The organism is Aeromonas sp. 5HA1, from assembly GCF_029237245.1.
GTDB lineage: Bacteria > Pseudomonadota > Gammaproteobacteria > Enterobacterales > Aeromonadaceae > Aeromonas > Aeromonas salmonicida.
On the sequence record NZ_JAACFW010000002.1, the window covers coordinates 240503 to 262385 of the forward strand.

Sequence of the window (21883 nt, forward strand, 5' to 3'; positions counted from 1 at the left end):
TCGTGGCTACTGACCAAAATGGCGAACTGCTGATCAACGAGGAGAGCTCCGCTGCCCTCGATGAGAACGAGCAAAAGAGTTCAGCTCTCGGCTTCCTGTCCAACACGGATGTGCTACGGCAAATTACCCTGATCCTGGGGCTGGCCATCTGTCTGGCGATCGCCGTTTTCATCCTGTTGTGGGGCAAGGAGCCGGACATGCGTCCCCTTGGCACCTACAGCACCCAGGAGCTGGTCAAGACCCTGGACTACCTTGACGCCCAGAAGATCCCCTATGAGGTGGATGGCAAGAGCGTGCTGGTCAGCGCCGAAAAATATGCCGATATCCGCCTGCGCCTGACCCGCGCCGGCCTTGCCACCAATACCGATGCCAGCAACGATGGCGAGTCCATCCTGCTCAAGGACTCCAGCTTTGGCGTCAGCCAGCGCATGGAGACGGAGCGCCTCAAGTTAAGCCGTGAGCGCCAGCTGGCGAGCGCCATCGAGCAGTTCCAGAACGTGGCCAAGGCCCAGGTGCTGCTGGCCATTCCCAAGGACAACGTATTCGCCCGCAACGAGCGCAAACCCAGTGCGACCGTGGTGCTGAGCCTCAAGGGCAATGCCCTTGGTCAGGGGGAAGTGGATTCCATCGTCGACATGGTCGCCTCCGCCGTACATGGCCTGGAGCCGACCCGTGTCACTGTGACCGATCAGAACGGTCGCCTGCTCAATTCCGGTTCGCAAGATCCTGTCTCTGCCCAGACCCGCAAGGAGTTTGCGATGCAGCAGAAGCAGGAAGTGGAATACAAACAAAAAATTGACGCCATCCTGATACCCGTACTGGGCGCCGACAATTATACGGCGGAGGTTGACCTCTCCCTCGACTTCTCCCAGCAGGAGCAGACCCGCAAGACCTATAACCCGGACCTGCCTGCCGTGCGTTCCGAGATGACGCTGGAAGAGAACAGTGCCAGCGGCAGCAACGGCGGTGTGCCGGGTGCTCTCACCAATCAGCCACCCGCAGCCTCGAATATTCCCGAGGAAGCCGCAGGCGGAGATGGCGGAGCCGCCTCTTCCTCCGGTCGTTCCCGCAAGGAAGCAACCCGCAACTTCGAACTGGATACCACCGTCAGCCATATTCGCCGCCAGATGGGGGGTATTCGCCGCATGACAGTCTCGGTAGCCGTGGATTACAAGTCCATCGCCGGTGCCGATGGCGCCGTCACCCGTGAGGCCCGTTCCCAGGCCGAACTCGATACCCTGCGTCGTCTGTTGAGCGGCGGGCTTGGCTTTGATGTGACCCGCGGTGATACTCTGGAAGTGGTCGCCATTCCGTTCAACCGTCCCGAGCTTGAAAATGTGGCCGACGCGCCCATCTACGAGCAACCCTGGTTCTGGCGTGCGGTGCGCATCGCGGCCTCAGTGCTGGTCATCATAGTGTTGATCGTCACAGTGGTACGCCCCATGCTCAAGCGTCTGCTTTACCCGGATGCACGACCGGAAGGGGATCTGGATCTGGACAACAGCATAGTGCTGGGTGGGGATGACGAGCTCAGTCTGCTGGCCGCTCAGGCCGAGTCCGAGCCGGTATTCGGCGTACGTGACGGCCATTTGAAACTGCCGGATCTGCACCGTGACGAGGATCTGCTCAAGGCGGTACGTGCGCTGGTGGCGAACGAACCGGATCTGGCCGCACAGGTCATTAAAGAATGGGTAAGCAACAAAGATGCCTGAAGAAATTAAGACCCAAGTCACCGGTAATGACATTACCGAGGGACAGCGCCTGATCCTGGATCAGATGAGCGGGATGGAGATGGCGGCCGTATTGATGCTGAGCCTCAATGAAGAGGATGCCGCCCAGATCTTCCGTCACCTTGAGCCCAAGCAGGTACAGCGACTCGGTATGTCGATGGCCTCCATGTCTGACTTCAGCCACGATCGGGTGGCGGCGGTGCATCGTCAATTCATCGACGATATCCAGAAGTACACCAACATCGGCATCGGCAGCGAAGACTTCGTGCGCAAGGCGCTGGTGGCGGCCCTTGGCGAAGACAAAGCCAGCAACCTGGTGGATCAAATCATATTGGGTTCGGGCTCCCGCGGCCTCGACTCCCTCAAGTGGATGGATGCACGCCAGGTGGCCAGCATCATCCTGAACGAACACCCGCAGATCCAGACAATCGTATTGTCCTATCTGGAGCCTGAGCAGTCGGCCGAGATCCTGAGCCAGTTCCCGGAGCAGGTGCGCCTGGATCTGGTGATGCGGATCGCCAACCTGGAAGAGGTGCAACCGGCGGCGTTACAAGAGTTGAATGACATCATGGAGAAACAGTTCGCCGGTGCGGCGGGTGCCCAGGCAGCCAAGATGGGCGGCTTGAAGGCGGCAGCCAACATCATGAACTACCTGGATACCAACATCGAAGGCCAGCTGATGGACTCCATCCGCGAGTCGGACGAAGAGATGAGCCAGCAGATCCAGGATTTGATGTTCGTGTTCGAGAACCTCATCGACGTGGACGACCGCGGTATCCAGACCATGCTGCGGGAAGTGCCGGGCGAGCTGCTGCAACGGGCGCTCAAGGGCTCGGACGATCAGATGCGCGAGAAGATTTTCAAGAACATGTCCAAGCGGGCCGCCGAGATGCTGGCGGACGATCTGGAGGCCATGGGGCCAATACGGGTCTCCGAGGTGGAAGCTGCCCAGAAAGAGATCCTCTCCATCGCCCGCCGTCTGGCGGATGCCGGCGAGATTATGCTGGGCGCCGGTGGCGGCGAGGAGTTCCTCTAAACCATGAACCATCAAGTGTTCGGTTTCGTTGGCCCGCAAATGACCGTGGCGAGGGGCGCATTTAAAGCATGAACAACAAGCTGCGTGGTTATGTTCGCCCTGACGGGGATGATACCCGGGTCGAGGCGTGGGGTTGGCCGGAGATGGAAGTCGAGGCCGCTGTCGAGACCAATGCCCTGGGTTATTCTCCCGACTGGTATCAGCAGGAAGAAGAAGTGCCGGTGGAAGAACCGGTTCCCGAACCTACCCCCAGCATAACGGCAGAAGAGCTGGAAGCCATCCGTCAGGCCGCCTGGGATGAAGGCATGGCCGAAGGTCAGGCCAGCGGATTCGCCAAGGGACTGGAGGAGGGCAAGCTGGAAGGCTTGCAACAAGGCCACCAGGCCGGGCTCGAGCAGGGCAAGGAGGAGGGGCTGGCTCTGGCCCGCGAGCAGGTGGAACAGCAGATGGCCCATTGGCAGTCGCTGATCGACCGCCTTGCCAATCCTCTCCATGAGCTGGATCAGGCGGTGGAGCAGCAGCTCATCTCGCTGGTGATGCAACTGGCCCGCACCCTCATGCGGCACGAGGCAGAGACCTCGCCCCGTATCCTGCTGGAAGCGCTCAAGCAGGGGCTGGCCTTGTTGCCGGCCGCCGAGCAGGGCGTCACCCTGATGCTGCATCCTGATGACATTGCCCGAGTCGAGCAGGCGTTTGGGGTGGAAGAGTGCGCCAAGCGTCACTGGCGGTTGCAAAGCGATCCCACTCTCTCCCCCGGTGATCTGCAACTGGCGACCGAGCTTTCCAGCGTCGATTTGACCCTGCAGGGGCGTATCGATCAGCTGCTGCGCAGTTTCTTGCGAGACAATGCGTCTCGGGACTTGCCGAATAATTGACACCGGGCTGGCGCCAGCGGGCCCGGTTGACTTTTCTCTCTCAGGAGGCCAGATGAGCGGCTCGTTACTCACTCGGTTGCAAGGGTATCGGGTCCGCGATACCGCGCCCAAGCCGCCCGTCGCCGGTAAATTGACCCGGGTGGTGGGACTCACGCTGGAGGCCATTGGCTGCCGCGCGGCCATCGGTGCCCTCTGTCGCATCGATACCCAGGATGGCGAGTTGGAGGCCGAGGTGGTGGGCTTTTCTGGCGATCGCCTGTTCCTGATGCCAAGCGAACAGCTCAAGGGGGTCATTCCTGGTGCCCGTGTGGTACCCATGACCGAAGAGCACGGCATTCCGGTCGGCATGAACCTGCTCGGGCGGGTCATCGACGGTATAGGCCAGCCGCTGGACGGGCTTGGTCCCATTCTCTCGTCCCAGACGGTGCAATTTGCCCAGCACCGTATCAATCCGCTCTCCCGTCGCCCCATCCATCAGCCGATGGACGTAGGGGTGCGCGCCATCAATGCCGTGCTGACGGTAGGGCAGGGCCAGCGGATGGGACTGTTTGCCGGCTCCGGCGTCGGCAAATCCGTGTTGCTCGGCATGATGACACGCGGCTCGGTGGCGGATGTGGTGGTGGTGGGCCTCATCGGTGAACGGGGCCGGGAAGTGAAAGAGTTTATCGAAGACATATTGGGGGAGGAGGGGCGTGCCCGCTCCGTGGTGGTGGCGGCGCCGGCCGATGCCTCACCCCTGATGCGCCTCAAGGGGTGCGAGACGGCGCTCGCCATCGCCGAGTATTTTCGCGATCAGGGCCTCAATGTGCTGCTGCTGATGGACTCCCTTACCCGCTATGCCCAGGCCCAGCGTGAAATCGCACTGGCGGTGGGTGAGCCGCCGGCGACCAAGGGCTATCCGCCATCGGTCTTTGCCAAATTACCGGCGCTGGTGGAGCGAGCGGGCAACGGTAGCGACGGTCAGGGCTCCATTACGGCGTTTTTCACCGTCTTGACCGAGGGGGATGACTTGCAAGATCCCATCGCCGATGCGGCGCGGGCCATCCTAGACGGCCACATAGTCCTGTCGCGGGAGCTGGCCGATGCAGGCCACTATCCGGCCATCGATATCGAAAAATCCATCAGTCGTGTCATGCCCATGGTCACCTCACCCGAGCACATGGATTTGGCGCGCACCCTCAAGCAGTTTTACTCCCTCTATCAGCAGAACCGGGATCTCATCACCATAGGTGCTTACAGCCAAGGATCTGACCCTCGCATCGACCGTGCCATCGTTCACAAACCTTACCTGGATCAGTTCTTGCAACAGGGTATGCGCGAGGTCATTCACTATGATGAGGGCCTGCAATCCCTGCAACTGGTGGCCATGCCACTGATGCGTTGACGATGTAGTAAGGGTGGAGCGCGCTCATGAGTAAAGGGTTGGTGATGTTGTCCGAGCGGTTGCTTGAGGCCGAACAGCAGGCGGGGTTGGCACTGGCCAAGGCCCAGCAGGATCTGAAAATCTTCATGGAGCAGCAGGAAGCGCTCAATCAGTACCGCCAGATTTACCATCAACAGTGGACCGACCGTGGCTTGCAGGGCATAGGTGCCCAGCAGAATGCCCAGTATCACGCTTTTATCAGCAAGCTCGAACAGGCGGCCACCCAGCAGTATGAAGGGGTGAGGCAAGTGCGTCAGGCGCTGGAACTGCGACGGCAAGAGTGGCTGTCAGCCCAGCAGAGGCGCAAGGCGGTGGAGTTGTTGCTGGCCAAGCAGGCCGGGCGTGAGCAGCAGAAGGCTCAGCGTCAGGAGCAGAAGATGCTGGATGAGTACGCCATGCTGCGCCGTTTTCATCATTCTGGCCTGTAACTTGCTTTATTCTGACCATCCAGTGTGCGCCTCACCCCCTCTCTTTCGCGTGAGGGCTGCCCCCGAACCCGATTGCCGTCAGGGACCTTCATCATGATGCAGACATTGTTAACCAATACCCCCTCCGCTTCGGCTGCGCCCTCTGCCGATAAAAACGCGTCGCTCATCTCATCGTCCGATAAAGGTGATCAGTCCTCGCAGAGCGATCTGAAGGGGGGCTTTTCCGATGAGATGGTCAAGGCTCAGCAGGCGGATAAGGCAACAGGTGCCAGGCAGGGCAGCAAAGTGGCTGCCGGTGAGCAAGTCGCCTCCGATCCGCTGGTCAAGGAGACGGTCGTCACTGACAAGGGGGAAGGTCGCAAGCATGGTGATGCCAAATCTTTGGCGGATACCACAGGGGAGACGGCCGCCACGGACGACAAGGAGAAAAAAATGGACGAGGCTGAGAGCAGTGCCTCTCCCATTGATTTCTTGCAGCGTCTGCAAGACGCCCTCAAGCAGGATACCAGTCTCGTCTCCCCCGCCGTTCTCAACCTTGCCCCGGCTGTGGAAGGTGACGGCAATATGTTGCCGCAAGAAGGTGAGGCCACCGCATCTGCCGATGCGCTGGCGCTTGAGGGCAAACAAGGTGATGGCAAGCAGGCCGCGGCCGGTGAGGCCGCCTTGCTGGCGCAACAGGCAGCCAGCCTGCTCAAGGGGGCGGATGCAGGGGCCGCGGCTGCAAACGATGAAACGCCTGCTACCGAAACCGTGAATGGGGATACGTCCGCTGCCATGGCGGCTGAGCTGAGGGGTGATGAAAAGGGCAAAGACACGGCGAGTGCCGACAAGGGCGGCAAGGCCGCACTTTCCGATGCTGAACGGACCGCCTTGCTGAGCAAGATGTTGCCGACCGAAGCGGTGGATAAAGCCCCTAAAGGCGAGGGGAAAAATCCTGTCGAAGCTGATGGCAACCCCAAACCCGCCATCCCCCCTATGGGTCACAAGGAGGGGGCTGAAAAGCCATCTCCTCTGTACGCCATGAATCAGGCCGTGCCTGCTCAGGCGGGCGCCACCAGGTCGTTTGAAGAGGGATTGGGCCGGGCCGACAGTGGCACCACAACCTCGACCGATGCCGCACAGACCCAGGTTGTCACTGAAGAGGGTGAGCAAGCCAAGGCTGCCCCTGCCGCCAAATCAGATAGCCAGGCTGTTGCATCCAGCATGGCGACAGCCGCTCAGACGACACCGGTTGCACACGCTGCCGAGCCTGTATTGACGGCGCCGCAACAGGCGCTGGCCAGCAGTGAATCACAAGGGCCGCAAGCATCACTGAACGCCTTGTCGGCCGGTCTCAAGCAGATGGAAGCCAGCGATGCGCCCAAGACCAAGACGGACGTCAAACTCGATGTGAAGCAGAAGGTGGCCGAGCTTGGTAGAAACAGCGCTCTGGGCACAGAGTCCACTACCCAGGACAACAACCACAGCCAGCAGGTGCAGCAAAACAGTCAGCCCCAGGCCGTGAACAATGACAGCAAGTCGACCACAGACATATCGGCGCGGCGGGATCCCCAGCATTTGGCTCACCTCAAGCTGGCCAGTCCGGAGACCCCTGTCCAGTTGCATCAGAAGGTCAACCTGATGCTGACGGACAAGTTGCAGCAGGCAGAGATCCAGCTCGATCCTCTGGGTCTTGGCAAGATGAAAATCCAGATCCAGATGGGGGCCGACAACCAAGCCAATGTGCACTTTGTGGTACAGCATGGACAGACCCGCGAAATGCTGGAGCAAGCCATGCCCCGCCTGCGTGATATGCTGGCTGGACAGGGCATCCAGCTTGGTCAGACTCTGGTGCAACAACAGCCACAGCAGCAGTCTCAGGGACAGTCCGCTTTTTCCGGCCAGGGCCAGTCAGGTCAACATGGCAGCAGATCGTTTTCCGAAACAGGCCAAACTGAGGCAGAGGTCACGGCGGCAGGCAGTCGTTTGTCGATGGAATCGACAAACGACGCCGGAATTGATTTCTATGCTTGATGCCAGCCTGAGTAAGTTTATGATATCGAACAAGTTTGAGACTAGGGTGGACAAGGGATGGCAGATGACAACGAACTGACGCTTAAAGATCCGGCGGCAGGCAAGAAAAAGAAGCTGATCATAATCATCGCCCTGGCCGTGATAGTGCTGGCGGGCGGCGGTGCTGGTGCCTGGTTCATGCTCTCCGGCTCCGACAAGCCGGCGGCTGACGCTGCGGCCGAAGGGGCAGATGCCAAGCCGAAAGACGCGGCACCGAAACCTTCGCTCTATGTGGGCATGCCGCGTCCCTTCGTGTTCAACGTCTCGGGCGCACAGCGGGATCGATTGGTGCAGATCAAGGTGCAGTTGATGGTGCGTGGCACCGCCGACGAGAACCTGGCCAAGCAAAATATCCCCCTGATTGAAGGCACCTTGCTGCGGATCTTCAGTGCCGCCACCAGCGAGCAGCTGATGACTTTCGAAGGCAAGGAGAAGCTGCGCAAGGATTCACTGGAAGAGTGCCGTCGGGTGCTGGGTGACCTGGTCTCTTCCCCCGTTATCGAACAAGTGCTGTTTACCGGCTTTGTAATGCAATAAGGGTGAAGCGTGAGCGATCTGTTAAGTCAGGACGAAATTGATGCCCTCTTGCACGGTGTCGATGATGTCGAAGAGGAAGAGATAGGCGCAGCGGGGGATCCCGGTGTTGCCCAGTTTGACTTCTCCTCCCAGGACCGCATCGTCCGTGGCCGCATGCCGACCCTGGAGCTGGTGAACGAGCGCTTTGCCCGTCACATGCGGATCAGCCTGTTCAACATGATGCGCCGCACCGCCGAGGTTTCCATCAACGGCGTGCAGATGCTCAAATTCGGCGAATATGTACATACACTGTTCGTACCGACCAGCCTGAACATGGTGCGTTTTCGTCCGCTCAAGGGCACGGCACTCATCACCATGGAGGCCCGACTGGTCTTCATCCTGGTGGAAAACTTCTTTGGCGGCGATGGTCGCTACCACGCCAAGATCGAGGGTCGCGAGTTCACACCCACCGAGCGCCGCATCATACAGATGCTGCTCAAGCTGGTGTTCGAGGATTACAAGGACGCCTGGGCCCCCGTCATGGACGTGGGCTTCGAATACCTCGACTCCGAGGTGAACCCTGCCATGGCCAACATCGTCAGTCCCACCGAGGTGATAGTGGTGAGCTCCTTCCACATCGAGCTTGATGGGGGCGGCGGTGACTTTCACGTGGCCATGCCTTACTCCATGCTGGAGCCCATCCGCGAACTGCTGGATGCTGGTGTGCAGAGCGACAAGGGTGACACGGACGTACGCTGGAGCAAGGCGCTGCGCGACGAGATCATGGACGTCAAGGTCGAGCTCAGAGCCAAGCTGCTGGAGACGGACCTGACACTGCGCGAGCTGATGGAGCTCAAGCCCGGTGACATAATCCCGGTGGAGATGCCTGAGAACCTGCTGGTCTACGTGGAAGATTTGCCCACCTTCCATGCCAAGATGGGGCGGACCAAGGATAACGTGGCCCTCAAGATTACCGACAAACTCAAGCGCCCGGAAGGGGTCAAGACAGAGATGCATCTGGTGACCCGGGGCGGCATACGTATCGATGGTGAGGCCGAGCTGGAAGAGCTCGAGCGCAGCATCGAAGATCAACAGCGATAATCGACAGTCTGTCACGACAGATGGTCACGAATGAGCATAAGGAAGCAAGATGAGCGGAACTGATGAAGAGGATCTGATGGCGGACGCCTGGGCAGCCGCACTGGAAGAGCAGGTGATTGCCGAAGCCAAACCCGCTCCCCTCGAGGAGCTCACCGATGACGCCCCCATCAGTGCCGAGGAGCGACGCAAACTCGACACCATTCTGGATATTCCGGTCACCATCGCCATGGAAGTGGGCCGCAGCCAGATCAGCATCCGCAACTTGCTGCAACTGAACCAGGGATCTGTGGTGGAGCTGGATCGGGTGGCGGGTGAGCCGCTGGATGTGCTGGTCAATGGCACCCTGATCGCCCACGGCGAGGTGGTGGTAGTGAACGACAAGTTCGGTATCCGTCTGACCGATGTCATCAGCCAGATTGAAAGGATCAAGAAACTCAAATGACCTGCACCATTGCGCTGACCGATGTCATCATCACTCAGGCCGACAGGATCCAGAAACTCACATGATCCGCGCGCTCCCGTTACTCTTGTTGTCCTGCCCTGTACTGGCCAATCCGGGGGCGGGAGCCAATCCTCCCAGCCTCACCTCCTGGTTGCTCTCCAGCCTGATGGTGATCGGCCTCATCCTGGTGCTGGGCTTTCTGCTCAAGAAGAGCAAGATAGCCAACGCCATGGGGGGCGGTCAGATGCGTGTCATCGCCAGCCTGCCGGTGGGTTATAAAGAGAAGCTGCTGGTGGTCAAGGTGGGTGAACAGCAGTTGTTGATCGGGGTGACACCGCAGCAGGTCAATTTTCTCTATCGCCTGGATACGCCGCTGGACGAGAGCCAGCCCCAGGCGTTTTCCCAGCAACTTGGCAAACTGATGGGCAAACATGAAAAAAGCTGACGGCTTGAGGTTACCAATGGGGCTGCTGGTCGGCCTGTTATCAACGCTGGCGCTGTTCTCGCCGCTGGCGTTGGCCCAGGATGGCATGTCGGCCGTGACCATCAAGACTCTGGCGGATGGCAGTCAGGAATACAGCCTGACCCTGCAAGTGCTGGCGCTGATGACGGCGCTCTCTTTCTTGCCTGCGGTTGTCATCATGATGACCTCGTTTACCCGCATCATCATAGTGCTTGGCATATTGCGCCAGGCGATCGGTTTGCAGCAGAGCCCCTCCAATCAGGTGTTGATCGGCATTGCCCTCTTCATGTCGTTTTTCATCATGTCCCCCGTGCTTGATCGCATCAACGACGAGGCGCTGCAACCCTATCTGGCCGAGACCATTCAGGCCAGGGAGGCGCTGGAGAGGGCCGAACTGCCCATCCATCAGTTCATGCTCTCCCAGACCCGGATCAAGGATCTCAATACCTTCATGGAAATCGCCGACGTGCAGGTGGATAAACCCGCCGAGGTGCCACTGCGCGTGCTGATCCCGGCGTTTGTGACCAGCGAGTTGAAGACGGCATTCCAGATAGGCTTCATGTTGTTTTTGCCCTTCCTGGTGATCGATCTGGTGGTGGCCAGTATCCTGATGGCCATGGGTATGATGATGCTGTCACCCATGCTGGTTTCCCTGCCATTCAAGTTGATGCTGTTCGTCATGGTGGATGGCTGGAACCTGATACTGGGCTCTCTGGCCAACAGTTTCGGCCTGGGCGCCGGTGGTTAAGTCGGACAAACGCAAGGAGCAAGGAGCATGAGTCCGGAAACCTTTGTCGACGTATTCCGTGAGGCACTCTGGCTGGTGACTATCATGGTGTGCGCCGTGATTTTACCGAGTTTGATGATAGGTCTGGTGGTGGCCATCTTTCAGGCCGCTACCTCCATCAACGAACAGACCTTGAGCTTCCTGCCGCGTCTCATCGTCACCCTGTTTGCACTGGGGGCGGGGGCGCACTGGGGCTTGCAGAGCCTGATGGATTTCTTCCTGCTGATGGTGAGTCAAATTCCCCAGGTGGTGGGATGATGCGCTCCACGGCGTTGCCAGGATTGCCGTCTGACAGCCTGCTGCTGATGGCGGTACCTTGCGATAGTCCCAAGGTGGCGGTATGACCTACACGACCGCTCTTATCATGGAGTGGTTGTCTTCCATCCTCTGGCCGTTGGCGCGGGTGAGCGGCCTCTTGATGGTGATGGCGGTGTTCGGCAGCCGCCTGACGCCGGCCCGGATCCGCATCGGGCTGGCGCTGGCAATGACCTTCATGATCGCCCCCTTGTTGCCTCCCATGCCCAAGGTTGAGTTGTTCTCCGTCGGCAGTTTTCTGGTATTGGCCCAGCAGCTGCTCATCGGCATTGCCCTCGGCCTCATGACCCAGTTTCTGATGGAGAGTTTCGTGATGGCCGGTCAGGTCATCGCCATGCAGACCAGTCTGGGTTTTGCGACCCTGGTGGACCCCATGAATGGCCAGTCGGCCCCTGTGGTAGGCCAGTTCTACCTGATGCTGGCAACCCTGGTGTTTCTGGCGGTGGATGGTCACCTCATCATGTTGCGCATGGTAGTGCTGAGTTTCGAGACCTTGCCGGTCTCCGATACCGGACTCACCCTGCCTGCCATCCGCAGTCTGATCGGTTTTTTGGGGGTCATGTACCAGGCCTCTCTGGTGATGGCGCTGTCGGCCATAGTCGCGCTGCTGCTCATCAACTTTGCGTTCGGTGTCATGACCCGGGCGGCACCCCAGCTCAACATCTTCAGTATCGGTTTTGCGGTCAGCATGATGTCCGGCCTCTTCATCCTCTGGCTCACCATAGGCGGTTTTCTCGGTCACTTCGATTCCATGTGGGAGCGGGTGCAGGAGACCAGCTGCGAGCTGATTAATGTCCAGTGCTTCGGTGATCAGAATGGTTGATTGCGCGCGGCTTGGTACCGAACTGCTTCACTTCCTCTGGAGGCTAGTGCCGCTGAGCCGCGTCCGGTGTTGCGGAGGTCAGCAAGATGGCTGATACCGATCAGGAACGTACCGAACAACCCACGGGCAAACGACTGCAACAGGCCCGGGAAAAAGGGCAGATTGCACGTTCCAAGGAGCTGGGTACCGCCAGCGTCCTGTTGTCGGCCGTTTTCGGTCTGCTGATGATCAAGGAGAGTCTGGCTGGCGCCATGGTCAAGATCCTCACCATTGGCTTTACCCTGGACCGGGATCAGGCTTTCGATCCCAACGCCATGGGCGCCATGTTGCCGGCCTTGCTAAGGGAGCTTGTCTATCCGCTTGGCTTGCTGTTCATGCTGGTGGCCATAGCGGCTTTCATCGGCAATACCCTGCTGGGGGGGATGAACTTCTCCTCCGAGGCCATGATGCCAAAGTGGAGCAAGCTGAGCCCGCTCAGCGGCATCAAGCGGATGTTCGGGGTGCAATCCCTGATCGAACTGGTCAAGTCCATTGCCAAGGTGGTCTTCATCAGTTTGTTTGCCTGGTGGATGTTGTCGAGCCAGTTTAACCATCTGCTCAATCTCTCCATGGAGGGGTTTCCCGGTGGCATCATAGATGCGCTGGACCTGCTGCTGTGGATGCTGATCATCCTCTGTTGTGCCCTCATCCCCATAGTGGCCATAGATGTACCCTTCCAGACCTGGAACCACACACGCCAGCTCAAGATGACCAAGCAGGAAGTGAAAGACGAATTCAAGGACAGCGAAGGCAAACCCGAGGTGAAGGGACGGATACGGCAGTTGCAGATGCAGATGGCGATGCGACGCATGATGGGAGATGTGCCAAAGGCTGACGTCATCATCACCAACCCGACCCACTACTCGGTGGCACTCAAATACGACATTGCCAAGCCGGGGGCCGCGCCCAAGGTCGTCGCCAAGGGCACAGACGAAATCGCCATGAAGATCAGGGAGATAGCCAGGGAATACGAGATCCCCATCATGCCATCCCCGGCACTCACCCGCGCCATCTTCCACTCCACCGAGATTGGGCACGAGATCCCGGAAGGCCTGTTTGCCGCCGTGGCCCAGGTGCTGGCTTATGTTTATCAGCTCAAGAAGTTCCGTCGTGGCAGTGGTCGGCGCCCCAATCCGATCGCCCGTGATCTGCCCATTCCGCCTGAATTTCGCAAATGACAAACTTCTGACGCAGTCAAAATAAAATCATTTAAAATCAATGCATTGAATTGTTGGCTTGATGTTTGCTTTAATCTGACACCAGCGGTTTAAGATTGAGAAAAACGATGAAATTCCAGGCATCATTGGGCCGATTGAAAGAGCACAGGGGATTGCTGACCAAGGGGGTGGGGACACCGCTGCTGGTGCTGGCGTCTCTTGGTATGGTCGTGCTGCCCATCCCGCCGCTGATGCTGGATGTCCTCTTCTCCTTCAATATTGCGCTTTCCATCGTGGTCTTGCTGGTCGCCGTCTATACCCGCCGCCCTCTCGAATTTGCTGCCTTTCCAACCGTTTTGCTGCTCGCTACCTTGCTGCGTCTGGCGCTCAACGTGGCGTCAACCCGGGTGGTCTTGCTGGAAGGTCATAATGGCAGCGCGGCGGCCGGTCATGTGATCGAGGCCTTCGGTAACGTGGTGATCGGCGGCAACTATGCGGTCGGTATCATCGTCTTCACAATCCTGATGATCATCAACTTCGTGGTGGTCACCAAGGGGGCTGGGCGGATCGCAGAGGTAAGCGCCCGTTTCACCCTGGATGCCATGCCCGGCAAACAGATGGCTATCGACGCGGACTTGAACGCTGGCCTCATCAACCAGGAAGATGCCAAAAAACGTCGGCAAGATGTGACTCAGGAAGCCGACTTCTACGGCTCCATGGATGGTGCCTCCAAATTTGTGAAGGGGGATGCGATAGCAGGCATCATGATCCTCTTCATCAACATCATCGGCGGCTTCATCATTGGCATGATGCAGCACCAGCTCACCTTTGGTGAGTCGGCCGAAATATATACCCTGCTTGCCATTGGTGACGGTCTGGTTGCCCAGATCCCCTCCCTGCTGCTCTCCATCGCCGCTGCCATCATAGTGACCCGGCAGAATACGGATCAGGACATGGGCACGGCGGTACTGGGTCAGTTGTTTGACAATCCCAAGGCGCTGATTATTTCGGCAGGTATTCTGCTGATGATGGGGCTGGTTCCCGGCATGCCACATTTTGCTTTCCTGAGCCTGGGAGCCATCTCTGCCACCGGAGCCTGGTGGCTGCTGCGCCGTGAGAAACGTGCTGCGGCCAAGGCCGCCAAGGGCGAGCTGATGCCTGCTACTTCAGAGCAGCCTCATGAGCAGAAAGAGCTGAGCTGGGACGATGTGATGCCGGTAGATATTATCGGGTTGGAGGTAGGCTATCAGCTCATCCCTCTGGTGGATCGCAATCAGGGCGGGGAACTGCTCAACCGGATCAAAGGGGTGCGCAAGAAACTTTCCCAGGAGCTCGGCTTTCTGGTCCCTGCCGTCCACATTCGGGACAATCTGGATCTGGCGCCCAATCAATACCGCATCACCTTGATGGGGGTCAGTACCGGCGAGGCCAATGTTTACCATGATAAGGAGATGGCCATCAACCCGGGCCAGGTGTTCGGCCAGATCCAGGGCATTGCCACCCGTGATCCCGCCTTCGGGCTGGAGGCGGTGTGGGTCGCCAAGGAGCAGGTCTCCCAAGCGCAGACCCTGGGTTACACAGTGGTGGATACCGCGACCGTGGTCGCTACTCACTTGAGCCAGATCCTCTCCAACCATGCCGCCTTGCTGCTGGGGCATGACGAGGTGCAGCAACTGCTCGACATGATAGGGAAGCACCAGAGCAAACTGGTGGAAGGATTGGTTCCCGAGGTCATCAGCATGGGTAACCTGGTGAAGGTATTGCAGAATTTGCTCAATGAAGGCGTGCCAATCCGCGATATGCGCACTATCCTGCAGACCCTGGTGGAATATGCCCCGCGCAGCCCTGACCCGGAAGTGCTCACGGCCGCCTGCCGTATCGCCCTGCGCCGCCTGATAGTGCAGGAGATTGCCGGCCCGGATCCCGAGTTACCGGTGATCACATTGTCGCCAGAATTGGAACGTATATTGCATCAATCCCTGCAGGCAGGGGGTGGTGATGGCGCCGGCATAGAGCCGGGCCTGGCGGAGCGGATGCAACGCTCGCTGGTGGAAGCCACTCAACGACAAGAACTGGAAGGCCAACCGGCCGTGCTTCTGACATCAGGGATACTGCGCAATACCCTGGCGAAATTTGTCAAGAATGCCATTCCTGGATTGCGCGTTCTGTCTTATCAGGAAGTGCCTGATGACAAGCAAATCCGCATCGTCAGTGCGGTAGGACAGAACTAGTTAGCGGAGATGACGGGTGAAGATTAAGCGGTTTTTTGCCAAGGATATGAGAACGGCGCTGGCTGAGGTCAAGGAGACTCTCGGGCCCGATGCCGTCATCATGTCCAACAAGAAAGTCACCGGAGGGGTGGAGATAGTCGCCGCTGTCGATTATCAATCCCAGGTTCCGGGACCCAAAGATGCGCCGGTTCGCCGTCAGTTGAACGATGAGAGCGTCAATATCTCGTCTGCCGGACGGCAGATGACGCGCCCTGTGCCCACCCCGGCCAAGGAACAGAACGAACACTATGCCGATACCCTGGCCGCGCTGCTGGCACGCCAGCAGAAGCTGAATCCATCCAACCCGGCCGGTCTAAACGGTGGGGCCCCGATGGCGGCTGCCGGATCCGCGCCTCGCACCCTGGCCGAACAGGGCCAGTGGGGAGCGGCGCCCGAGCCTGCCAAGCCCAAAGCCAGAGTGGCGACCCCGGGTCGTGCTCCCCAGCCTGCGCCGCGAGAGCAGGAGATGGAAGGGATGCGCAAGGAGATGGCCAGCATTCGCAAGCTGCTTGAGCACCAGATCTCCGGATTGATGTGGCAGGAAGTGGAACGCCGTGAACCTATGCGGGCCCTGCTCATCAAGGAACTCAAGAAGATAGGTTTTGACGATGCGTTTGCCGATCAGCTGGCGGGCCTTATCCCTGAGGATATGTCCATCCATCAGGCCATGGCCCAATTGGCCGAGGTGCTGACCGCCCAGCTCAAGATCAGCGAAGACGACATTTTACGACAGGGTGGGGCCGTTGCCCTGCTCGGACCGACCGGGGTGGGCAAAACCACCACCATCGCCAAATTGGCGGCGCGGTTTGCCATGAAGTATGGCGCCGAGCAGGTGGCGCTCATCACCACGGACAACTACCGGATTGGTGCCCATGAACAGTTGCAGACCTATGGTCGCATCATGGGGTGTCCGGTTCGGCAGGTCAGGGATGCAGAAGAGCTGGCCAATGCCCTCTATCAGTTCCGCCATCGTCGGCTGGTACTCATCGATACCGCAGGGGTCGGGCAGCGGGATATACGGCTGACCGAGCAGCTCGATACCCTGGTGAAAAATGCCAAGGTTCGCATCCGCAGCTACCTGGTGATGTCAGCCACTTCCCAGCGTCGGGTGATGCAGGAGGCGGTGGACCATTTCCGGCGTATTCCATTAAGCGGCTGCATACTTACCAAATTGGATGAGAGTCTGAATCTGGGCGAAGTGATTAACGTGTGTATCCAGAATGCATTGCCTATCAGCTATATCACTGATGGACAAAGGGTTCCGGAAGATATTCAAGTTGCCAATGCGGCGCAGCTCGTCGGGGCTGCCATGGGCTCGCTGGAGCAGGAAACAGAAGAACCCTATTTCTGGGGGGCAGGCTTTGGCGAGGCCGAAGATTCGGAGTTTTATGAGTAACATACATATGGATCAGGCGAGTGGTCTGCGCAAAATGCGTCAAAACAATCGAGTAAAAGTGATCGCCGTTTCCGGTGGCAAGGGTGGCGTGGGCAAGACCAACGTGACCTTGAACGTGGCCGGTGCCATGGCTGCCCAAGGCAAACGGGTGATGGTGCTGGACGCCGACCTTGGCCTTGCTAACGTTGACGTCATGCTGGGGCTGCGGGTACACCGCAACCTCTCCCATGTGCTGGCCGGCGAGTGCACCATAGACGACATCATAGTCGAGGGGCCCTACGGCATGATGATAGTGCCGGCGACATCCGGCACCCAGTCCATGGTGGAGCTCTCCCCGGTGCAGCATGCCGAACTTATCCGCGCCTTCAGCGAGATGAAGACCCAGGTCGACATCCTGATGGTGGATACGGCGGCGGGCATTTCCGAGATGGTGCTGAGTTTTACTCGCGCCGCTCAGGACATCATGATAGTGGTGTGCGACGAGCCTACCTCCATCACGGATGCCTACGCACTGATCAAAATCCTCTCGAAGGATCACGGCGTGTTTCGCTTCAAGGTGGTGGCCAACATGGTGCGCAGCCTGCGCGAAGGGCAGGAGCTCTATGCCAAGCTGACCCGTGTAACCGATCGTTTTCTGGACACCTCGTTGGAGCTGGTGGCCTGCGTGCCTTACGACACCAACCTGCGGGCTGCCGTGCGCAAGCAGAAGCTGATTGTCGAAGCCTTCCCCAAGTCACCTGCAGCGCTGGCGTTTCGCGCCCTCGCCAACAAGGCGGCAAGCTGGCCCATTCCTAACCAACCCGGCGGTCATCTCGAATTTTTCCTGGAAAATTTGCTGCAAAAGCCGGTCATAGCACAGGAAGGTTCCCGTGAATAAAGCCCAAGCGTACTTGCGTCATCAGGATTCCTATGTGCTGGTCGAGCGTCATGCTCCACTGGTGAAGCGGATTGCCCAGCATTTATTGGCTCGCCTGCCAAGCAGTGTCTTGCTGGATGACCTGATCCAGGCAGGTATGATTGGGCTGCTCGAAGCTTCCCGCAACTTTGACGGCAGCAAGGGCGCCAGCTTTGAAACCTACGCCGGGATCCGCATCCGTGGCTCCATGCTCGATGAGATACGGCGGGGCGACTGGGTGCCGCGTTCCGTGCACCGCAACAGCCGTGCCATCGCCGAAGCCATCGAAAATGTTGAACAAGCGCACGGCCGTGATGCCCGCGATACCGAGGTGGCGGTCCAGATGGGAGTCAGTCTCGGCGAGTATCACACCATGCTGCAGGATGTCTCCTGCGGCAAGATCATCGGCATCGAGGACCTGGGGGTCAGCGAGGATGTGATTGGTCATCCCGACGATGCTGGAAGCAACAGTGGTTTTGACGAACTGGCAGCCGAGCGTTTTCAAGGTGCTCTGGCCGAACACATTGGACGCTTGCCGGAACGGGAAGCGTTGGTACTCTCCCTTTACTACGATGAAGAACTGAACTTGCGTGAAATAGGCGAGGTATTGAACGTAAGCGAGTCTCGTGTGAGTCAGATACACAGTCAGGCAATGCACAGATTACGCGCTCGTTTAAGAGATTGGCATGTATAAGTGTTTGTACTAGCTACACTGAAACAAAACTCTAAGGCATAATCCGCAAAACAAAACCTGCGATCTGCATCATGTAAGTGAGCCGCTATGGCGGCTATTTAGGAGGGAATTTTGGACAAGAACATGAAAATCCTCATTGTTGACGATTTTTCAACGATGCGCCGGATTATCAAGAACTTGCTGCGTGACTTGGGATTTAACAATACCCACGAAGCAGATGACGGCAACACGGCCTTGCCAATGTTGAAAAATGGTGATTATCAGTTCGTGGTCACCGACTGGAACATGCCCGGTATGCAAGGTATCGACTTGCTCAAGGCGATTCGCGTCGATGACAAACTCAAGCATCTGCCGGTGCTGATGGTAACGGCTGAAGCCAAGCGCGAACAGATCATTGAAGCCGCCCAGGCAGGCGTCAATGGCTATATCGTCAAGCCTTTCACCGCTGCAACGCTCAAAGAGAAACTCGACAAAATCTTTGAACGAATCGGCTAAGGAGCAGCAGGGATGAAGGCCAAAACGAGTGCAATGATTTCGCTCGATCAGGCAAGGATGCTTGTTGCCCATCTTGAGCAAGGCGAATTTGAACAGGCCGATACCATCATTGCTGATGCATGTGCCCCCAATGCCGCCGCTCTCTTTGACAAAGTGGGTCAACTGACCCGACAACTGCACGATTCCCTACAGGATTTCCGGCTGGATCCGCGGATCCCCGACCTGGCGACCCATGATATTCCCGATGCCCGGGAGCGTCTCAGCTATGTTATCGACATGACTGACAAGGCAGCCAACCGCACCATGGATGCGGTGGAAGCCAGCCTGCCGATTGCTGACCGGCTCAATGACAACATTCAGCTGGTTCTGCCTAACTGGAATGCCCTGATGAGCAGGGACATGAATGTCGGACAATTTAAGTCTTTATGTCACCAACTGGATGATTTTATTAAGGCTTCTGAATCTGATGCCGATAAATTACGGCAACTGCTGACAGAAATCCTGATGGCGCAAGATTTTCAGGATTTGACTGGCCAGATGATCCGCAAGGTCATCAAGCTGGTTCAGGAAGTTGAAACAAAATTAATAGAAATGCTGACTATGTTTGGTGAGGCTGCGGCTGAGCATTCATCTCAACGCCTTCCTGTAAGCGGGATTGAAGCCGAAGGCCCCATCATGAACCCTGAGACGCGTTCCGATGTGGTCAATGGTCAGGATGATGTGGACGATCTGCTGTCTAGCCTGGGATTCTAATGGAGTGACGCATGGCCTTCGAAGTTGATGAAGACATACTGCAAGACTTTTTGGTCGAAGCATCCGAAATATTGGAACAGTTGTCCGAACAACTGGTCGACTTGGAAAAGCGACCCGATGACAAGAATCTGTTGAATGCCATATTTCGAGGCTTTCATACCGTTAAAGGCGGCGCCGGTTTTCTCTCTCTGGGAGAATTGGTAGACGTCTGTCACGGTGCCGAAAACGTGTTCGACATCTTGCGCAATGGCAAGCGAACCGTCACTGCCGAGTTGATGGATGTCATTTTGCAGGCACTGGACGCCATCAATGTGATGTTCGCCCAGGTGCAGAATCGCGAACCACCAAGCCCTGCATCCGCCGAAATCCTGCATGATCTGCATGAGCTCTGCAAGCCCGAGGGGCAAGAGCAGCTGCTGACTGCTTCCGCTGGCAATAATGCCCCTGCCCAGGGGGAAGAACCGGTTGAGACTGCTGTCGTGGTTTCCGAACCCGAGACGGTTGCTGCACCATTGCCCGTCAATGGTGGTGGCTCCATCGATGAAATCTCTGCCGATGAGTTCGAGCGTTTGCTCGATGAATTGCATGGTGCTGGTGGGGCGCCGACCCCGGTTGCCAATTCCATATTGACCGGCACCGGTGACATCACCGATGACGAATTCGAAGCCTTGCTCGACCAGTTGCATGGTCAGGGTCAGCATAGCGGTGCCCTCGAGGTCAACCCCTTGACGTCGGTACAAAAAGAAGTCGACGAACTTATCGATGACGATGAGTTCGAACGTCTGCTTGATGAGCTGCATGGTCGTGGCCAGGGACCGAAAACCAGTATCACGCCACCTGCAGCAACCGCCCCAACACCAGCAGCTCCGGTGAGCGCTGCCCCCGCGGCCAAGCCGACGCCTGCGCCGGCACCAAAACCCGCCGCCGCGCCGGCTGCTGCCGCAAAACCGGCACCAGCCCCCGTCAAACAACCGTCAGCACCGGCAGAAAATGCAGTGCAAAGCGATACCACGGTTCGGGTAGATACCAAGACATTGGACGTCATCATGAACATGGTGGGTGAGCTGGTGCTGGTTCGTAATCGTCTGGTGAGCCTCGGCATCGCCAGCAACGATGAAGACATGTCAAAAGCGGTTGCCAATCTGGACGTGGTGACGGCCGATCTGCAAGGCGCGGTAATGAAAACTCGCATGCAGCCCATCAAAAAAGTATTTGGTCGCTTCCCGCGCGTCGTGCGCGATCTGGCTCGCACTCTCAAGAAAGACATTGAGCTGGTGATGGTCGGGGAAGAGACTGATCTGGATAAAAACCTGGTCGAGGCCCTGGCTGATCCGCTGGTTCACTTGGTGCGCAACTCCTGTGACCATGGGGTCGAGATGCCGGATGTGCGTGAAAAAGCGGGCAAGCCACGTCAGGGCACCATTACCCTGAGTGCCTCCCAGCAGGGTGACCACATCCTGCTTTGTATCGAGGATGATGGTGCCGGCATGGATCCGGAGAAGCTCAAGTCCATCGCTATCAGTCGTGGTGTGCTGGATGCAGACAGTGCGGCTCGTATGAGTGACAACGATGCCTACAACCTGATTTTTGCGCCTGGTTTCTCTACCAAGTCAGAGATATCCGATATCTCAGGCCGTGGTGTCGGTATGGATGTGGTGAAAACCAGTATTGTGAGCCTGAATGGCTCCGTCTATATCGATTCTACCTGGGGTAAAGGGACCCGCCTCGAGATCAAGGTGCCTTTGACGCTGGCTATCTTGCCGACGCTGATGGTGGAAGTGGGTGAACAGACGTTTGCCTTGCCGCTGGGGTGTGTGAACGAGATTTTCCATCTGGACCTCAAAAAGGCCAATGTGGTGGATGGTCAGCTCACTATCATAGTGCGTGACAAGGCCATTCCGCTCTTTTACCTGCACAAGTGGCTGGTGAAAGGGACGAACAAGAAATCACGGCAGGATACGGGCCATGTGGTGATAGTGCAGATTGGCACCCAGCAGATAGGTTTTGTCGTGGATAACCTGATTGGCCAGGAAGAGGTGGTGATCAAGCCGCTGGACAACCTGTTGCAAGGAACCCCTGGCATGGCCGGGGCCACCATCACCAGCGATGGTGGTATCGCACTCATTCTGGATGTGCCGAGTCTGCTCAAAGCGTATGCGCGTAGACATTGATAGCTCAGGCCCAAGGAGTTAG

The 21883-nt window shown here is 58.0% G+C and carries 21 protein-coding genes; all 21 read left to right on the plus strand.

From position 1 onward, the window contains the following. Positions 1-2: 2 nt before the first annotated feature. Positions 3-1712, plus strand: a complete 1710-nt coding sequence (gene fliF, locus GWQ27_RS03330) for a flagellar basal-body MS-ring/collar protein FliF (protein ID WP_005319335.1) — start codon at positions 3-5, stop codon at positions 1710-1712. Continuing rightward, positions 1705-2766: a flagellar motor switch protein FliG gene (gene fliG, locus GWQ27_RS03335; protein ID WP_017412370.1), complete on the plus strand. Its 1062-nt coding sequence runs from the start codon at positions 1705-1707 to the stop codon at positions 2764-2766. The genes fliF and fliG overlap by 8 nt, the downstream gene beginning before the upstream one ends. 68 nt (positions 2767-2834) lie before the next feature. Continuing rightward, complete coding sequence (gene fliH / locus GWQ27_RS03340) at positions 2835-3641, plus strand: flagellar assembly protein FliH (RefSeq protein WP_111587482.1); 807 nt, start codon at positions 2835-2837, stop codon at positions 3639-3641. 52 nt (positions 3642-3693) lie between these two features. After that, entirely contained in the window at positions 3694-5025 is a 1332-nt protein-coding gene (gene fliI, locus GWQ27_RS03345; RefSeq protein ID WP_005319328.1) for a flagellar protein export ATPase FliI, read from the plus strand. 26 nt (positions 5026-5051) lie between these two features. After that, positions 5052-5492 (plus strand): flagellar export protein FliJ, encoded by a 441-nt coding sequence (fliJ, locus tag GWQ27_RS03350; protein WP_005319326.1) that lies wholly within the window; start codon positions 5052-5054, stop codon positions 5490-5492. A gap of 93 nt (positions 5493-5585) precedes the next feature. Further along, complete coding sequence (locus GWQ27_RS03355) at positions 5586-7505, plus strand: flagellar hook-length control protein FliK (protein WP_275906670.1); 1920 nt, start codon at positions 5586-5588, stop codon at positions 7503-7505. Positions 7506-7562: 57 nt separating this feature from the next. Beyond that, a complete protein-coding gene (fliL, locus tag GWQ27_RS03360) occupies positions 7563-8081 on the plus strand; it encodes a flagellar basal body-associated protein FliL (RefSeq protein ID WP_021138437.1) in 519 nt (172 codons plus the stop codon). Positions 8082-8090: 9 nt separating this feature from the next. Then, positions 8091-9161 carry a flagellar motor switch protein FliM gene (gene fliM, locus GWQ27_RS03365; RefSeq protein WP_005319319.1) on the plus strand — a complete coding sequence of 357 codons (1071 nt, stop codon included), beginning with the start codon at positions 8091-8093 and terminating at the stop codon, positions 9159-9161. Positions 9162-9210: 49 nt separating this feature from the next. Beyond that, entirely contained in the window at positions 9211-9603 is a 393-nt protein-coding gene (gene fliN, locus GWQ27_RS03370; RefSeq protein ID WP_017412373.1) for a flagellar motor switch protein FliN, read from the plus strand. 61 nt (positions 9604-9664) lie between these two features. Next, a complete protein-coding gene (fliO, locus tag GWQ27_RS03375; RefSeq protein WP_005319315.1) occupies positions 9665-10048 on the plus strand; it encodes a flagellar biosynthetic protein FliO in 384 nt (127 codons plus the stop codon). Beyond that, positions 10035-10814 (plus strand): flagellar type III secretion system pore protein FliP, encoded by a 780-nt coding sequence (gene fliP / locus GWQ27_RS03380; protein ID WP_034523503.1) that lies wholly within the window; start codon positions 10035-10037, stop codon positions 10812-10814. Before fliO ends, fliP begins: the two co-directional genes overlap by 14 nt. A 27-nt stretch (positions 10815-10841) precedes the next feature. Next, positions 10842-11111 carry a flagellar biosynthesis protein FliQ gene (gene fliQ / locus GWQ27_RS03385; protein ID WP_021138440.1) on the plus strand — a complete coding sequence of 90 codons (270 nt, stop codon included), beginning with the start codon at positions 10842-10844 and terminating at the stop codon, positions 11109-11111. An 82-nt stretch (positions 11112-11193) separates the two neighbouring features. Further along, entirely contained in the window at positions 11194-11991 is a 798-nt protein-coding gene (gene fliR / locus GWQ27_RS03390) for a flagellar biosynthetic protein FliR (protein ID WP_169045700.1), read from the plus strand. Positions 11992-12077: 86 nt separating this feature from the next. Beyond that, positions 12078-13208: a flagellar biosynthesis protein FlhB gene (flhB, locus tag GWQ27_RS03395; RefSeq protein ID WP_021138442.1), complete on the plus strand. Its 1131-nt coding sequence runs from the start codon at positions 12078-12080 to the stop codon at positions 13206-13208. Positions 13209-13315: 107 nt separating this feature from the next. After that, positions 13316-15418, plus strand: a complete 2103-nt coding sequence (gene flhA, locus GWQ27_RS03400; RefSeq protein WP_111587486.1) for a flagellar biosynthesis protein FlhA — start codon at positions 13316-13318, stop codon at positions 15416-15418. Between the two features lie 16 nt (positions 15419-15434). Next, positions 15435-16853, plus strand: coding sequence for a flagellar biosynthesis protein FlhF (gene flhF, locus GWQ27_RS03405; RefSeq protein ID WP_021138444.1), 1419 nt, complete (start codon positions 15435-15437; stop codon positions 16851-16853). After that, a complete protein-coding gene (locus GWQ27_RS03410) occupies positions 16846-17730 on the plus strand; it encodes a MinD/ParA family protein (RefSeq protein WP_034523505.1) in 885 nt (294 codons plus the stop codon). The genes flhF and GWQ27_RS03410 overlap by 8 nt, the downstream gene beginning before the upstream one ends. Then, positions 17723-18442, plus strand: coding sequence for an RNA polymerase sigma factor FliA (locus GWQ27_RS03415; RefSeq protein ID WP_021138445.1), 720 nt, complete (start codon positions 17723-17725; stop codon positions 18440-18442). The genes GWQ27_RS03410 and GWQ27_RS03415 overlap by 8 nt, the downstream gene beginning before the upstream one ends. Positions 18443-18553: 111 nt before the next feature. Further along, positions 18554-18937 (plus strand): chemotaxis response regulator CheY, encoded by a 384-nt coding sequence (cheY, locus tag GWQ27_RS03420; RefSeq protein ID WP_005319295.1) that lies wholly within the window; start codon positions 18554-18556, stop codon positions 18935-18937. A gap of 12 nt (positions 18938-18949) precedes the next feature. Then, a complete protein-coding gene (locus GWQ27_RS03425) occupies positions 18950-19690 on the plus strand; it encodes a protein phosphatase CheZ (protein WP_005319293.1) in 741 nt (246 codons plus the stop codon). 11 nt (positions 19691-19701) lie between these two features. Further along, positions 19702-21861 (plus strand): chemotaxis protein CheA, encoded by a 2160-nt coding sequence (locus GWQ27_RS03430; RefSeq protein WP_275906671.1) that lies wholly within the window; start codon positions 19702-19704, stop codon positions 21859-21861. Positions 21862-21883 lie beyond the last annotated feature (22 nt).